Raw genomic sequence first — 15,854 nt, 5'->3', positions numbered from 1 at the left:
GTGTTTTTCTTTTTTTGCTTTCTACTATATATCCGGCATATCGCTGGAAAGATTTTTTAAAGAAGAAAGATTGTTTACTTTGAATGCACAATAAAAAAGGAGACCCCGTGAGTCAGGCATTACCTACCAACGATACATATTTAGACGAACTCAATCCTAAAGAGTATATTATAATTAAACGGGCACGGGTTAACAACCTCAAGAATCTGAGTGTTGCTATTCCCCGCAATAAGCTTGTTGTTATAACCGGGCTTTCCGGGTCAGGAAAATCATCGCTTGCTTTTGATACGCTCTTCGCTGAGGGGCAGCGCATGTATGTAGAAAGTCTGAGTTCATACGCCCGTCAATTTTTAGGGCGAATGGAAAAACCGGAAGTTGATTATATACGAGGTGTCTCTCCTGCTATAGCAATCGAACAAAAAGTTAACACTAGAAATCCACGTTCAACCGTTGGAACAACAACGGAGATTTATGATTACCTCAAGCTGTTGTTTGCACGGATCGGTAAAACATATTCTCCAATCAGTGGTAAAGAAGTAAAACGCGATACCGTTACAACGGTAGTCGATGTTATCAATAAACTTCCTGCAGGAACGCGTGTTATGATTGCGTGCCCGCTACATATTAAAAAAGGAAGAAAGCTTACGGACGAGCTTAACCTTCTTCTTAGTAAGGGCTTTGCAAGAATACTTGTGAATGGTGAAGTAAAATTCATTGAAGAATTAATAGGCGTAGAAGCAGAAGGAGCTAAAAAGAAAAAGGCTCTTAAGGTTGAAGGCGATATTGAAATTCTGATAGACCGAGCCAGTGTAAATCCGGAAGATGAAGACACAACCTTCAGGATATCGGATTCTGTGCAAACTTCATTCTTTGAAGGTGAAGGTGATTGTATAGTATATGCGGAAGGTCGCGATAAATTGCATTTCTCTGATCGCTTTGAATTAGATGACATGACGTTCACAGAGCCTTCTGTCAATTTCTTCAGCTTTAATAATCCATATGGTGCCTGCCAGACATGCGAAGGCTTTGGTAAAGTTCTTGGAATTGATGAAGACCTGGTTATTCCAGATAAATCGCTTTCAGTTTACGAAGGCGCTGTTGCTCCATGGCGCAGTGAAGCGATGAGTGAATGGCAGAAGCCTTTACTTAAGAACGGTATAAAGTTCGATTTCCCTATACATAGGCCATACAATGAGCTCACAAAAAAACAACAAGAGTTATTGTGGACAGGCAATGAATACTTTGACGGTATAAACGGGTTCTTTAAATATCTTGAATCGAAAACACATAAGATACAATATAGGGTAATGCTGTCGCGCTATCGCGGAAGAACAAACTGTCCTGATTGCAAAGGTACTCGTCTGCGAAAAGATGCTCAGTATGTAAAGATTGCAGACACCTCTATCACAGATATAGTACTTCTGCCTATTGAAGAAGGACTTGTATTTTTTGAGAACCTCAAGTTACCAGTACACGAACAAAAAATTTCGGAGAGAATTTTAACAGAGATTCGTTCGCGACTTGAATACCTTACGAAAGTAGGACTAGGTTATCTTAGCCTTAACAGGATTACCTCAACATTATCGGGGGGAGAATACCAGCGCATTAAACTTGCTACATCGTTAGGTAGTGCCTTGGTAGGATCTATGTATATACTCGATGAACCAAGTATAGGGCTACATCCAAAAGATACCGATCGCATGATAAGCGTTTTAAAAACGTTACGCGACCTGGGCAATACGGTGATTGTGGTAGAGCATGAAGAAGAAATCATGCGTGCTGCCGATCAGATTATAGATATAGGTCCCGATGCAGGTAGTCATGGAGGTGAACTCGTTTTTCAAGGTTCACTGAAAGACATCAACGGTAAAATGAAATCGCATACAACCGATTACCTCACGGGCAAAGAAGAAATTGTTACGCCCACCGTTAGAAGAAAATGGAAAGACTCTGTAACCGTGCATGGTGCCCGAGAGAACAATCTAAAAAACCTGACGGTTAAATTTCCGATGGGTATATTAACGGTTGTTACAGGTGTGAGCGGTTCGGGTAAATCTACCTTGATAAAAAAAATACTTTATCCTTCTGTCGGAAGGTTGAGTGGTTCTGTTGCTGAATCTCCTGGAAAATATGATAAGCTGGAAGGCGATTATCAGAAGATCACACAGGTTGAATTCGTTGATCAGAATCCAATCGGAAAATCATCACGCTCAAACCCGATTAGTTATGTAAAAGCATATGATGCGATTCGGAATTTATATGCTGATCAGGCTCTGTCAAAACAACGCGGCTACAAACCTTCGCATTTCTCTTTTAACGTAGAAGGCGGACGTTGTGAAACATGTGAAGGTGAAGGAGAGATCAGAGTTGAAATGCAATTCATGGCCGATATATTTTTAAAGTGCGAGAGCTGTCATGGCAAACGCTTTAAACAAGAAGTTCTTGAAGTTGAGTATAATGGAAAGAACATCGCAGATATACTCGACATGACTGTTGAGGAGGGTTTGAATTTCTTCCGCGATAAAAAAGCTGTATACGATAAAATTCTTCCTCTAAATGATGTAGGACTTGGCTATGTAAAACTTGGCCAATCCTCTAACTCATTAAGTGGTGGCGAAGCACAACGCGTTAAGCTGGCTTCTTTCCTGGGCAGAAATTCTCCCGAAGGACATATACTTTTCATTTTCGATGAGCCTACAACAGGATTGCACTTTCACGACATATCAAAATTACTCAAGGCTATAAATGCATTGGTAGATCAAGGTCATAGCGTGATCATCATTGAACACAACATGGAGGTTATTAAGTGTGCTGACTGGATCATTGATATGGGGCCTGAAGGCGGTGAGAAAAGAGGCGGTACACTAATGTTTGAAGGTACACCTGAAGAAATGATAAAGAAAGGTAAAGGATATACCGCTGACTTTTTGAGAAAGAAATTAGGGTAGTCCAATATCCATCCCTCATATACACACAACAAAAAATCCTTAAGAGTTCTTAAGGATTTTTTGTTGTGTTTATAGGAGAAATTGTAATGCTTCAATAACTTTTGAAATTACGCCATCGTCATTCCAAAAAGGCCGGTATAAAGGCCAATCACAATTGCCACAACGATTCCCAGTACCAGTAAAATTTTTCGCTTTGTTAACATTACTTTAAGGGGTCATGGATTATAGACACGAAAGGTATTAAAGAGGTTGTATTCATCAGATTTTTTTTTGACCATCCGGAATATAGTATGATTGAAGTGTCCAATAATGATGATGAACCGAAACTGAAAGAAGTCACACCATTCTTATAGCCCGTAAAAAGTGACTATTTCGTAATCATCATCATCTTGTTAATCTGTATCTTAGATATCCACTTAACAACTCACACGTTATGAAAAAATCAACCCTCATTATCTCCACCGTTATAGTAACGGTTATGTTTGTTCTTGTTGCTTTTACGGCAAAAGATCAATCTCCCAATGTATCATTCGCTACTGCAAGCCAGGTTACTGCTAACTGGGAACGAGCCAAAGCCTATACGAAAGACTACCTCGATGCTGCTTCTGAAGAAACATTCAGTTTCAAGCCAACACCGGATATGCGAACGTTCGGACAGCAAATGATGCACCTGGCAGAAGCTAACTATGGTATAGGCGCTACCGCCACTGGTAAAACAAGCCCTGTAGCATTCGGTGCACTTGAAAAATCTGATAAGGCAAAAAGTAAAGCAGAAGTCACAAAAGCTGTAATGGAAAGTTATGATTTTGTTATAGCAGGTGTAAAAGATATGAATGACCAAAAGATGCAGGAGATGGTAAAAGTTTTCAACTTCGATATGAACCGGAGCACTGCACTCGATAAAGTTTTCGAACATCAAACCCATCATAGGGGACAAACCACGGTTTATCTTCGCTTAAAAGGTATTACTCCTCCTGGCGAAAAGTTATTCTGAGCTAGTAATAGGGCTGCTTAATAGCAGCCCTATTATTTTTGTGGAAAACCTTCCCTTTTGTGGTATAACACAGTTTTTTAATCGTTTAAGAACTCAACCACTATAGAAGGGTTTTAATCATATATTAGAAGGAATGAGCTACATCAGTGCCATTGGAACGGCTAATCCTCCACATCGCTTCAATCAATCAACAATCGCCAGGTTCATGGAAAAAACCATGCATCTTAATTCTTACGATAGCCGGAAGCTTCGTACAATTTTTAAAGCAAGTGGGATAGACTATAGATATACTGTACTGGAAGATTATGGTAAAGAAGAATCTTTTTCATTTTATCCAAACACTGCTGACTCTGAACCTTTCCCGTCAACAGGCAAAAGACAACTGGCTTTTCAGGAGCATGCCCTTACACTGAGTCTGTCTGCCGTCAAAAATTTACAGGCATCAGTGCCACACTATAATTTGCAGACGATAACACATTTAATTGTTGTTTGCTGCACCGGTATGTATGCACCCGGACTTGATATTGAACTTGTACAGAAGCTGAATTTATCTTCATCTATACAACGTACCAGCATTACTTTTATGGGCTGTTATGCTGCGTTCAATGCCTTAAAAGTTGCTGATGCATTTTGCAAAGCCGATTCAAAGTCGAAAGTATTGATTGTATGCACGGAGCTTTGCAGTCTTCATTTTCAGAAGCAACCAACCGATGATAATTTTTTGGCCAATGCGCTCTTCGCAGATGGCTCTGCTGCTATACTGGTGGAAGGTGAGGCAAGCAAGTCAACAAAACGTTTAAAGCTCGAAGCTTTTCACAGCGACCTTGCACCGGAAGGTCAACACGATATGGCGTGGAGCATAGGTGATCTTGGGTTTGAAATGAAGTTGTCTACATATGTACCGGATATCATAAAGAAAGGTATACGTACACTTACAAATGTATTGCTGCAAAAAATTTCTGATAACGGTGTGGGTATACGCTATTTTGCTATACATCCTGGCGGGAAAAAAATTCTGGAAGCAATTCAACAAGAGCTTGGCATTACTGAAGAACAAAACTACCCCGCCTATAATGTGTTAAGGAACTACGGAAACATGTCATCGCCAACCGTGATATTCGTGTTGAATGAGATCTTCAAAACTATAACGGCAGATGATGACGGTTCACGGATATTGAGTTTTGCTTTCGGACCTGGTCTTACCCTTGAGAGCATGTTGTTAAAAATAGAAAACTCTAATGCCTGATTTCTCTATACGATCCACTGCGATTGAAATTATGGACGATCTCGATTGTTCGGGAGAAGTTGTAGATCAAACGCTTCGTGAGCTTGAATTCATTAATGCTTGGCTCGGAGGAAATCATGTTACGATTGATGCGCTGAAAAAACTTTTAAAAAATGTCCGATCAACCAGGCAAATCGTCATTGCAGACTTGGGGTGTGGTGGTGGTGATATGCTTCGCTTGATTCATCAATGGGCGCGAAAGAATAAAGTCGATGTAAAACTGGTGGGCATCGACGCAAATCCGAATATCATTCGCTTTGCACGTGAGAATCAGAAAGATTTTCCGGAGATAGGTTTTTTATCTATGGATATATTTTCGGAGGAGTTCCGAACCATGAGATTCGATGTTGTGATCGGCACACTTTTTTATCACCACTTCTCCAATCATCAACTGAGTACATTCTTTAGTCAGTTAAAAAAGCAAGTTGATGTTGGTTTCATTATTAACGATATTCACAGGCATTCATTGGCATATCATTCAATCAGGTTTCTAACGCAATTATTCTCCAAGTCTGCTATGGTAAAATATGACGCTCCGCTTTCAGTATTGCGAGCTTTTACAAAAACAGAATTGACTGACATTATGAGAGAAGCTACTATTACTGATTTTGTTATATATTGGAAGTGGGCTTTCCGATGGCAGGTGATTGCAAAACTCCACTAGTTAAATACTTGTTTCCTTTGTCGCAGCGTTCTCTTATTTTTTCACAATAATTACTCAATGGGGGTAACAAACCTTTCGGAAGAAACTTTACGATTACTTTACCTTTACCTGGCAGAGTTCATACTGGCTATCATCTTGTTTTTCATTTTCCGCCATTTCGGAATTCTATATAGAAGAAGGTTCTTATATACCTGGGCTTTAAGCTGGTTTGCGTTCGCTATATATATAGCAGCAACGGGCGTTATAACAATATTCTTTATGCGTAGCCAGTCTACCGCACGACTTGTTATCAGCACTTTTGCACAAATGAGTTGCTTTCTGCAGGTGGTATTGATTCTGCGCGGGTCGTACGAGCTCGTTACAGAGAAGGGTGTAAACCGCAGGCAATTCAAAGGCATATTACTTGTCTTGTTTTTGATTTCATTATTATCGGTAGTTGCCTTCAGTCAAACCGTGGAGGATGCTTCGATGCGTTATTTACTGCGAGTAGGAAGTCGCACACTTGTGAGTGGTGCTGGATTTCTTATTGCGGGAATAGTTGTACTGCAAAACAAAAAATTCTCGAGAGGATTCGGGCAACGCATTCTTGCCATTTCATTTATACTCTATAGCATTTACCAGTTATACTATTGTTTGGTTGTTGTTCTGAATGTCACCGGTACCAAAATTGAGATTCCAAATTTTTACGGCGTGGTCGATTTGCTGGTTATTTCGATGATGGGCATGAGTATGATCATGTGGTTATTAGAAGATGAACGCGCGCGACTCGAAAAGGCGAATAAAGAACTCGATCTTTTTTTATATAGTACATCTCACGATTTGCGTGCACCCATCGCTTCTATTCTCGGTCTTACGTATTTGGGTAAGCTTGAGTTTGAAGAAGAACGGGCTCGTACGTTTATGGATATGATAGAAGCGCGTGTGAAAAAACTGGACATGGTTATTGGAGATATACTTAGTTTATCGCGATCCAAAAAAATGGAGGTAAAGCTCGAGGAAATAAACCTCAGGGACTTGCTCGACAATTCAATTACCGATATAAAATTCAATAAAGGCGCTTCTGCTATATCACTGGATTATCAATATAGCTCATCGCATATTTTTCAAACGGACTTTAGTCAAATGAAGATCGTGCTCAATAACCTGCTTGCCAATGCGGTGAAGTATCACAACCTGGATCAACCGAATCCATTTATACGGGTTGCGTTTTTTCGGGAGAAAGACACTGTGAGAATTGCTATCGAAGATAACGGCCAAGGTATACCGGAAGCAAGTCTTCCTAAAATATTTGAAATGTTTTACCGCGCTTCTCTCAACACCGAAGGAACCGGGTTGGGACTATATATAGTAAAGGAAGCATTGAGTAAGATAAAAGGAACGATTGAAGTGAAATCGGAATTTGGCAAAGGCAGCACTTTCACAATCGTACTGGAGAATGCATAAAGATCAAATGATGATCCTTATGCAAACTTCAACATATATACTATTTGTAATGTTTTAAACGAACTATTTCCTCCTTCTTCAGGAAGCGCCACTCACCACGGCCAAGATCTTTCTTATCAAGACCAGCGTATACCGAGCGGTCCAGTTTTACAACCTGGTATTCCAGCGATTCAAAAATTCTTCTTACAACACGGTTCCAGCCAATGTGTAGTTCTATACCAACAGTCTTGTTATCGTCTGAGATTATAGCAATATCATCTACTGTTACTTTTCCTTCCTCAAGATGAACGCCACCCTCTGCTATTTTCTGGAAATCAGCTTTCGTTAGCGGACGATCAAGTTCAACCTTGTATATCTTTTTAACATTATACGAAGGATGCATCAGTTTATCTGCGAGATCACCATCATTGGTAAGCAGTAGCAATCCCGTTGTGTTTCTGTCCAATCGGCCAACCGGATAAATGCGTTCTTTAACATGATTTGCAATTAATTGCATCACGGTATTGCGCTCCTGTGGATCGACTGTTGTTGTGAGATAGCCTTTGGGTTTGTTCATTAAAACATATACCGGCTTTTCGGCCCGCAGCACTTTACTTTCATAGCGTACTTCATCACCAGGATTTACTTTATAGCCTAACTCTGTAATAGTTTTACCATTGACAGAAATCAACCCCATGGTGATAAGCTCATCGGCTTCACGTCTTGAGCATACACCGCTGTTTGCTATATATCTATTCAATCTGATTTTTTCTGTTTGCGCAGGTGCTTCCTCATCGCTTGGACCGAAATCTTTTCGCGCACTGGAAGATCTCCGTTTACTGGACGATCCTTTTGAGTCTTCCGTTAATTTCCGAAGGCTAGGTTTTTTGAAAGATCTTTCTGACGAAGATTCACCAGAATCGCCTTTCCCAAATGATTTCTCTTCCTTCGGCTCTTCAAATGATTTGGATCGACGTGAAGTATAGCTTGTTCTTTCCGAAGAATCATCTTCTCGTCTTGGGCGGAAAGATTTGCCTGAATCCTTTTTATCAAATCCTCCTCTTGAAGATCCGGATGGACGCTCTCTGCGTTCGCCAGAAGATTTACGAAATGATCCTTCTTCTCTTGGTTTGCTGAACGATCTTCTTCCTTCAGATGAATCGTCATCTCTTTTTCCACGAAAGGGTTTGCCTGAATCTTTTTTATCGAAACCTCTTGTAGGTCTGGATGAACGCTCACCGCGTTCACTTGATGAAGACTTGCGGAATGATCCTTCTCCACGTGGCTTACCAAATGACGGCTTACCGGATGAACTTCTTCTCTCTGAAGAATCATCATCTCTTCTGGAGCGGAACGGTTTAGCTGAATCTTTTTTATCGAAACCTCTCGAAGGTCTTGATGAACGCTCTCCTCGTTCACTTGACGAAGACTTACGGAACGATCCTTCTTCTCTTGGCTTACCAAATGATTTACCTGATGGTCGCGAAGAAAAACTTTTCCCTCTGGACTCAGATGAATCATCCGAAGACTTTCCTCCGCTCTTGAAAAATTTCTTTCCCGGTTTAGAAAAAGATGAACCACCGGAGCGGCTCTTTCTGTCATCAAAACCTTCATCGGATTTTTTACGGAATGATGGTTTACCTGAAGAATCTTTTCTGTCCGATTTTTTATATCCTCTCGGAGATGAATCGCTGTTGCTCTTAAATGTTTTTCCTGCTGGTCGCGCAGAGCTGCTACGACCTCGTGATCTTCCTGATGATGATGAATTACTGTTGCGGCTGGGCATCTGATTCTTTTAAGTCGGTGTTTTCTCCAATGGTACTTGTACTTATATCGCCAGTAAATTCTTTTGGTACGGGCAATTCTGCCAGATCGTTAATCCCAAAATACTCCATGAATTTAGGCGTGGTGCCATACAGCATTGGCCGGCCGATGGTATCAGCCTTTCCGGTTATTTCAATAAGATTTTTGTCCAGTAATTTCTGTACGGCATAATCGCAGTTTACACCACGAATGTTTTCTATTTCAGTTTTTGAAATAGGTTGTTTATAGGCAATGATGGAAAGCGTTTCCATCGCGGATGTTGATAATCTTTTTTTAGATTGTTGTTTGAGCATGATACCAATGCTGGCCTGGTATGCCGGCTTGGTTAGAAACTGATAGCCTCCTCCTGCTTTAAAAAGTTGGAAGGAATATTCTTCAGCCAGATATTTTTCTTCGAGTCGTTCGATCGCTCCTGCTATATCTTCATCCGGCACATCTGCATTAAACATTTCGATAAGACATGTTTTTATGTCTACAACTTTTATCGGGCTGGGTGAGCAGAAGATCAGCGCCTCTATATGGTTTTGAAGAAAGTCCACGGTATTCTGTGTTAGTAACTAAAGATAAACTTAAAATCTATCGGAGACAAAAATCCCCTCTGGTGTGGAGGGGAAGCTTTGTTAATCCTGTTGCATCATTTTTGCTTCGATGGACTGCGTGGTGTGAGGCACTGCAATCAATCGCTCTTTTGGAATAAGCTTTCCTGTTACAGAACAAATTCCATACGTACCATTCTTGATACGGACCAGAGCATTCTCGAGGTTCGTTATATACTTCTGTTGGCGGGCTGCTAACTGGCTAAGGTTTTCTTTCTCGGCCGTTTCAGCTCCGTCTTCCAATACTTTGGTGTTACCTCCTGAGGTCGCATCGGTACCTTCATCGTTGTTACGATTCAGTGTATCCTTCAAAATCTTGTACTCTTCTCTCGCTTTGTCAAGTTTACGATTGATAAGGGCTTCAAACTCCTTCAACTCTTCTTCTGAGTAGCGTGTTCTTTCTTCACTGGATGCTACACCTTGTGCAGGCTTGTGAGCAATCGGTCTCTGGTTCGGCACGGGGAAAATATTTAATTGTGGTGGTGCAGGTTTAGCGACAACTGGAGTCGGCTTCGGAGGGGCTTCTGCTTTTTCAACTTTCTTCGGTGCTACTGGCTTTTCTGCCTTCACGGGCTGTTCTGCCTTCGGTGCTGCTACTTTTTTAGCAGGCTCTTTTTTCGGAGTTTCCTTTTTTGCTGCTACAACCTTCTTCGGAGGTGGAGCAACTTTTTTGGGAGCAGCCTTTTTAGCAACCACTTTTTTGGCTGGCGCTTTTTTAGCTTTTGGAGGGGCAGCTTTTTTTACTTTTGCTGCAGGTTTCGCTTTAGCTGCTTTTTTAGCTGGCTTAGCGCTGGTCTTTTTATTCTTAGCCATATGGTGTTTCCCCGTTTGGTAAAAGATGCGCAAAATTATGCGCTCATGCACGAAAACAAAAAATATTGTCTAATTAATTCCCGAATCCGCATTATAACAGCAATTCCCTACCTTTCCTAATCATTAACCCAACCTTTATGAGAATTTTTTTACCTTTTCTCTTACTCTTCGCAGTAATAGCATGCTCGGAAAAACCAAAAAAGTCGCCCGCAGTTTTAGCACCGGGGCCTATAACATTGGTGATCCATGGAGGTGCCGGCACTATAAAACGCGAGAACATGACGCCAGAAAAAGAAAAGGCGTACCATGCCGCGCTGAACCAAGCCCTGGATAGTGGCTATAGTGTTTTAGAGCGAGGAGGTAAAAGTCTGGAGGCGGTAATAGCTGCTATCAAGGTGATGGAGAATTCACCATTGTTCAATGCCGGTAAAGGTGCTGTGTTTAATAGTGAAGGTAAAAATGAACTGGATGCTTCCATTATGGATGGCAGCAATCTGATGGCAGGAGCTGTTGCCGGAGTAACCACCGTAAAAAATCCAATCACGGCTGCGTATGCTGTGATGACTCAATCGGAGCATGTGATGATGATAGGTGATGGTGCTGAAAAGTTTGCACGCGAACAAAATCTTGAAACGGTTGATCCCTCCTATTTTTTTGATTCACTACGGTATAACCAATGGATCAAAGCAAAAGAAGCGGATACAGATCACGCAGCACACCTGATCGATCCCTATATAAAAGATAAAAAGTTCGGCACGGTTGGCGCTGTCGCGCTTGACCAATATGGAAATATAGCGGCCGGTACTTCTACCGGTGGCATGACAAATAAAAAGTATGGCCGTGTTGGTGATGCTCCTATAATAGGGGCTGGTACATATGCAGACAATGCTTCTTGTGGGGTGTCGGCTACGGGCTGGGGTGAGTTCTTTATTCGATTAGCGGTTGCCCACGATATATCTTCGCTTGTAAAGTATACGGATCTGTCGCTTGATCAGGCTGCTGATAGCGTTGTAATGAAGAAGGTGCCGAAATTAGGTGGTGACGGTGGTGTAATCGCACTCGATCGGCAGGGTAACATTTCCATGACCTTTAACACTTCCGGCATGTACCGCGGGTACATAAAGAAAAAAGGCGAAGGAAAAACATTTATATACCGTGACTGATAAGCACAAAAAAATAGCCAGGATCACTGGCTATTTTTTTATTAGGTATCTGTATTACCATTCGGCATATACTCTTCCGTGTGGTCTTCTCTGTTCAAGATATTGCGTAAAGTCGTCATCGTAATAATCAACATCTACTCTTGACGCACGGTATATATCTACACGATGCAAGCGTATCGGCTGCGCAACACTCACTGTCCAGTTTCTACCAGAGAATGAAATGTATACCTGGCGATCACAATCGTAGTATACATCATAGTCTTTATAGTATACATACCGTGGGCGTGAATGATGGTGGTGGTGTACTACACGCCTCTCCACTACAGGAGCATGGTGGTGGTATACATGTACATCCTTGCGGTGATAACCGTGATGGTTATTATCATGATGACCATTGTGACTATTATCGTTGTGATGGTTATCATGGCGATTGTCATGACGGTCTTCGTGTCTTCCATTATTGCCACGTCCGCTGTTACCACGATCTCTTCCGCTATTGTTGTCACGATCACGACCTCTGTGTTGTGCCTGAACGGTGGTTGCTGCTATAATTAAAATCATTGCCACCGTTGCCTGTAAACCTAATCTTGTTTTCATAATGCAGGTGTTTTAAGTCCTTGCACAGGTATAAGGCAAACGCAATGCCAAATCAATATCGTATTGTAAGTTGCTGTTATTTACCCTATTGACGCAAACTAAGCGAGCCATCTTTCTTCTTCAATGTAATCAGGTATTCCACCAGGTCTACTAATTCCTGCTCAGTCATGGTAGCCTGAAGGTTGGACGGCATTAATGAGCTCTCGAGTTTTGTTCGTGACTGAATATTTTCTTTCAAAACAGTTTGCTGATTGTTCATATACTGCATATCGATTTTGTCTTCAGTCTCCGAAACAATTCTACCGAAGGCCGAAGAGCCATCGTGCAGTTTTATGCGCCATCCTTCAAAACCAAAACTGATGCCCTGATCAGGATATAAAATCGCGGTATATATAGCTTCTTTCGGAAGCTTGTCACTAATCTCACTTAGATCCGGACCGAAGTTTACACCTTCGTTATTAACACGGTGGCAACTGTTGCAAACCGTTTTAAAAACTTCTTTTCCTTTCACAGCATCACCGCTTTTTTCGACCAATACCGCTACTGTTGGCAAGGACGCTCCTTCTTTACTTCCGGGAAGCTTCAGGTATTTTGCAGCCTCCTCGCGTAGTGTAGAGCGCCATGCTGTTTGAAATACACCGGCAGCGGCAGCTTGCAATGTTATCGGTATTTTCTTTTCCTTCGCCAGAGTGAGTAAACGATCTTCTGATTCCCACGGACCTCCAAATGTTTTCACGGCCAGTTTACGAAGCTCCATTTCTTTTGCGCTGTCCATCACAACGCGTTCCATGATCTCTATGGTCTTCTTCTCATACATATAGGGCCACAATGCTTTGATCATCGCTTGTGCCTCATCACGATTCTTTGAATTCAAGACGCGATCGATCAGATCAATACGGTTCCAATCCAGCAATGCTTTGATAGACTCTTTCCCTGTCGCACTATCCGGATATAGTATACCAAGTTGAAGAAGGTCATTCGCCCGACTTTGAAGTTTAAAGGAAGACACAAGCTCTACAAATTCAATTTTACCGGCATATTGATCGAGTACCTTGTTCAATGCATTCATTACCGGAGGCGTCATCTTTAGTTTCGAAGCGTCCATGTGCTTTAATGCATATAGCACCTTATCACCTTGCGTTTGCTGTACCAGCATAGACAATACTTGCTGCTTTGATGGATCCTTCTGGAAATCAAAAGAACGATAGTACCGTAACATCTCTTTTTCATCTGAAGCTTTGATGAGTTCAGCCATAAGCGGCATCGCATATTTACTCCGGCTTCTCCAGACTATATCACTGTTGGCAGGTGTATTCCAGTTCGTGCCGACTTTCTTTTTCCATGCTTTGAAATACAGGTCTTCTGTTTTCGAAGCACCAATACCAAGCGCTTCCAGGTACCAGCGATCTTTACCGTTATACTGTATAGCAAGTTGTGCCCATACTTCGGCAGCATCTGCAGTAGCTATACCGGTGAGGGCAAGTGCTACTTCTCTCCGCACTTGAACGGAAGAATCATTCATCAGTAAGGTAGCAATAGGAAGTATATCTTTCTTTAAAAGCTTAGCGACCCGAATACCTTCTATACGGATGTTACTTTCTTTATCAGCAAGGGCCTGTGATATATAGGCGTCACCTTTATTATTTAGTTTGCCCAACAACCATAGCGCTTGCGCGCGATGTCTTACCTGGTCGGACGTCCATAATTTTTGCAGCGCACCTTCTGCCTGATCACCGAAAGAAGCTAACGCAGACCAGCCTATATATCGTGTTGCAGGATTAGGACTGAGCAAAGCCTGCATCGCTCCGTCCGGTGAAGAAACATCGGGGGGAGTAATTTTATATCCTGATTTCGGTTTTGCTATACGGTATATTCTTCCGCGATCGACATCGCCCATCTGGTGTCCGCCCACTCCGGGATCATACCAATCTGCAACAAACAAAGAACCATCGGGGGCAACGGTTATATCTGCCGGACGAAACCATTGATCTTTTTGTCCCTCAAGTATATTTACAATCGTAGCTTTATACCCTGCACCATCGTTCTCTATAGGATACGCGCGCACTACATTATGGCCAGGCTCTGCATGGACGATCTGCCCTTGAAAAACTTCCGGCAGCATTGTGCCTTCATACATGGACATACCAGTGGGTGAACCAGCACCTGTTTGCAACACGTTGGGTACTACACCGGGATCATTCAAGTGCCAATGACGAAATGGAATTTCTTTCTCCATGTTCGTGCGTCTTTTATACCAGCTGGCGCCAGTGATCTCATCTTTATAGCCATAGTTACCGTGCTCCATTACATAGTTGATGCGTGTGGATTTATTTCCATCATCGTCATTGTCCGATTGCCATACAGTGCCAAAGGGATCAACTGTTAACTCATAGTTATTCCGAAAATTATTTCCGATCACTTCAACATTACTGCCATCGAGGTTGCAGCGAAGCGCGAGCCCATCACGGTATGGTTTGCCCTTGGCGATTATTTTATTCCCATATACATCCACAACTGTGTCACCCTTTGCATCCACAAGCAAACCGCCTTCGTTGCCCATATTGAAATATAGTCTGCCGTCATGACCAAAGAGAAAAGCATGAATAGCATGATCGTGTTGTACACCTTTAATCCCCTGGAACAAAATTTCTTTTTTCTCCGGAACATCATCACCGTCTTCATCGGTGAATACAAAAACATTTGGGCTGCACGATACGATAACTTTGTTGCCAAGTACACATATACCAAGCGCTGCATTAACATCTGTGCCCTGATAGAATACTTTGCTTTTATCGGCTTTGCCATCGCCATCGGTATCTTCCAGGATCATAATGCGATCGCCCTCTTTCTTAACCGGATTTTTAGGATTAAACTGATTGCGATAGTTATAGGCTTCACATACCCATACCCTGCCCCGCGCGTCAATATCCATGTTGGTAGGATTACTAAACATAGGCTCGGAGGCAAACAACGTTACCTCCAGCCCGTTATATACTTTAAGATCGGCAAGTGAAGTTTCAGGTGCATGTTCATCCAGAGAGTTTGAATCTTTATTGGAACATGCTACAGACAGCAGCAAACATACTGCTGGTATAAAGTGTGAAAATTTCATATAGGGTAAAGTAAAACGATAAGGTAAGAAGGTTTAGGCTATTAACTGTCCTGTTAAGACAAGAGTAGTATAGTTTCTATTTATTCTTCTCTTTCGAAAGATCTGTGAACAGACTGTTAAAGATTGAGAGAACAAGGCTGAAGGCGAGTGCCCACCAGAAACCATCTACTCTAAAACCCGGCACCAAATAATCTACCAGCATAATAATCAGGGCGTTGATCACCAATAAAAATAATCCCAGTGTGAAAATAGTGATGGGGATCGTGAAGATAATCAGGATGGGCTTTACAACCATGTTGGCCAGTGCCAGCACAGCGGCCACCAGCAACGCGTAACCATAACCATCCACATGCACGCCGTTCATAAGATAGGCAGTGAGTAAAACCGCGAGGCCAGACAAAAGAAATCGTACTATTCCGTTCATTTTTGAGATATT

General features: G+C 42.0%; 12 protein-coding genes. 6 read left to right on the top strand and 6 right to left on the bottom strand.

Translation table 11 applies throughout. From position 1 onward, the window contains the following. The first annotated feature begins 83 nt into the window (after positions 1–83). The 5 genes from uvrA (at position 84) to B5Y40_RS15775 (ending at position 7,334) form a co-directional block, all read left to right on the top strand. A complete protein-coding gene (gene uvrA / locus B5Y40_RS15795; protein WP_079687757.1) occupies positions 84–2,948 on the top strand; it encodes an excinuclease ABC subunit UvrA in 2,865 nt (954 codons plus the stop codon). Positions 2,949–3,381: 433 nt separating this feature from the next. Further along, the gene (locus B5Y40_RS15790) at positions 3,382–3,942 is read left to right on the top strand and encodes a DinB family protein (protein WP_079687756.1); all 561 of its coding nucleotides are present in this window, start codon (positions 3,382–3,384) and stop codon (positions 3,940–3,942) included. Positions 3,943–4,075: 133 nt separating this feature from the next. Then, positions 4,076–5,188 carry a type III polyketide synthase gene (locus B5Y40_RS15785; RefSeq protein ID WP_079687755.1) on the top strand — a complete coding sequence of 371 codons (1,113 nt, stop codon included), beginning with the start codon at positions 4,076–4,078 and terminating at the stop codon, positions 5,186–5,188. After that, positions 5,181–5,891, top strand: a complete 711-nt coding sequence (locus tag B5Y40_RS15780) for a methyltransferase domain-containing protein (protein ID WP_079687754.1) — start codon at positions 5,181–5,183, stop codon at positions 5,889–5,891. The genes B5Y40_RS15785 and B5Y40_RS15780 overlap by 8 nt, the downstream gene beginning before the upstream one ends. Before the next feature lie 57 nt (positions 5,892–5,948). Then, the gene (locus B5Y40_RS15775; protein ID WP_079687753.1) at positions 5,949–7,334 is read left to right on the top strand and encodes a sensor histidine kinase; all 1,386 of its coding nucleotides are present in this window, start codon (positions 5,949–5,951) and stop codon (positions 7,332–7,334) included. 40 nt (positions 7,335–7,374) lie between these two features. Here B5Y40_RS15775 and B5Y40_RS15770 read toward each other — a convergent pair whose 3' ends face one another. The 3 genes from B5Y40_RS15770 to B5Y40_RS15760 all read right to left on the bottom strand — a co-directional run bounded on the left by B5Y40_RS15770 (position 7,375) and on the right by B5Y40_RS15760 (position 10,174). Further along, positions 7,375–9,099: a pseudouridine synthase gene (locus B5Y40_RS15770; protein ID WP_079687752.1), complete on the bottom strand. Its 1,725-nt coding sequence runs from the start codon at positions 9,097–9,099 to the stop codon at positions 7,375–7,377. After that, on the bottom strand, positions 9,080–9,676 hold the full coding sequence (gene scpB, locus B5Y40_RS15765; protein WP_079687751.1) for an SMC-Scp complex subunit ScpB: 597 nt from the start codon (positions 9,674–9,676) through the stop codon (positions 9,080–9,082). Before scpB ends, B5Y40_RS15770 begins: the two co-directional genes overlap by 20 nt. Before the next feature lie 81 nt (positions 9,677–9,757). Further along, positions 9,758–10,174, bottom strand: a complete 417-nt coding sequence (locus tag B5Y40_RS15760) for a TraR/DksA family transcriptional regulator (RefSeq protein WP_079688455.1) — start codon at positions 10,172–10,174, stop codon at positions 9,758–9,760. A gap of 509 nt (positions 10,175–10,683) precedes the next feature. On the opposite strand from B5Y40_RS15760, the gene B5Y40_RS15755 reads away from it, so the two are divergent. Further along, positions 10,684–11,709, top strand: coding sequence for an isoaspartyl peptidase/L-asparaginase family protein (locus B5Y40_RS15755; protein ID WP_079687750.1), 1,026 nt, complete (start codon positions 10,684–10,686; stop codon positions 11,707–11,709). 54 nt (positions 11,710–11,763) lie between these two features. Here the strand turns inward: B5Y40_RS15755 and B5Y40_RS15750 are convergent, their stop codons facing one another. The 3 genes from B5Y40_RS15750 to B5Y40_RS15740 all read right to left on the bottom strand — a co-directional run bounded on the left by B5Y40_RS15750 (position 11,764) and on the right by B5Y40_RS15740 (position 15,842). Further along, positions 11,764–12,306 (bottom strand): hypothetical protein, encoded by a 543-nt coding sequence (locus tag B5Y40_RS15750; protein WP_079687749.1) that lies wholly within the window; start codon positions 12,304–12,306, stop codon positions 11,764–11,766. 85 nt (positions 12,307–12,391) lie between these two features. Further along, a complete protein-coding gene (locus B5Y40_RS15745; RefSeq protein ID WP_079687748.1) occupies positions 12,392–15,418 on the bottom strand; it encodes a PVC-type heme-binding CxxCH protein in 3,027 nt (1,008 codons plus the stop codon). Positions 15,419–15,494: 76 nt separating this feature from the next. After that, positions 15,495–15,842 carry a phage holin family protein gene (locus B5Y40_RS15740; RefSeq protein ID WP_079687747.1) on the bottom strand — a complete coding sequence of 116 codons (348 nt, stop codon included), beginning with the start codon at positions 15,840–15,842 and terminating at the stop codon, positions 15,495–15,497. Between the last annotated feature and the right edge of the window lie 12 nt (positions 15,843–15,854).

The organism is Ohtaekwangia koreensis, assembly GCF_900167975.1.
GTDB classification, from domain to species: Bacteria; Bacteroidota; Bacteroidia; order Cytophagales; family Cyclobacteriaceae; genus Ohtaekwangia; species Ohtaekwangia koreensis.
The sequence above is the reverse complement of the archived record's forward strand: the minus strand, read 5'-3'. Positions and strand labels throughout refer to the sequence as shown.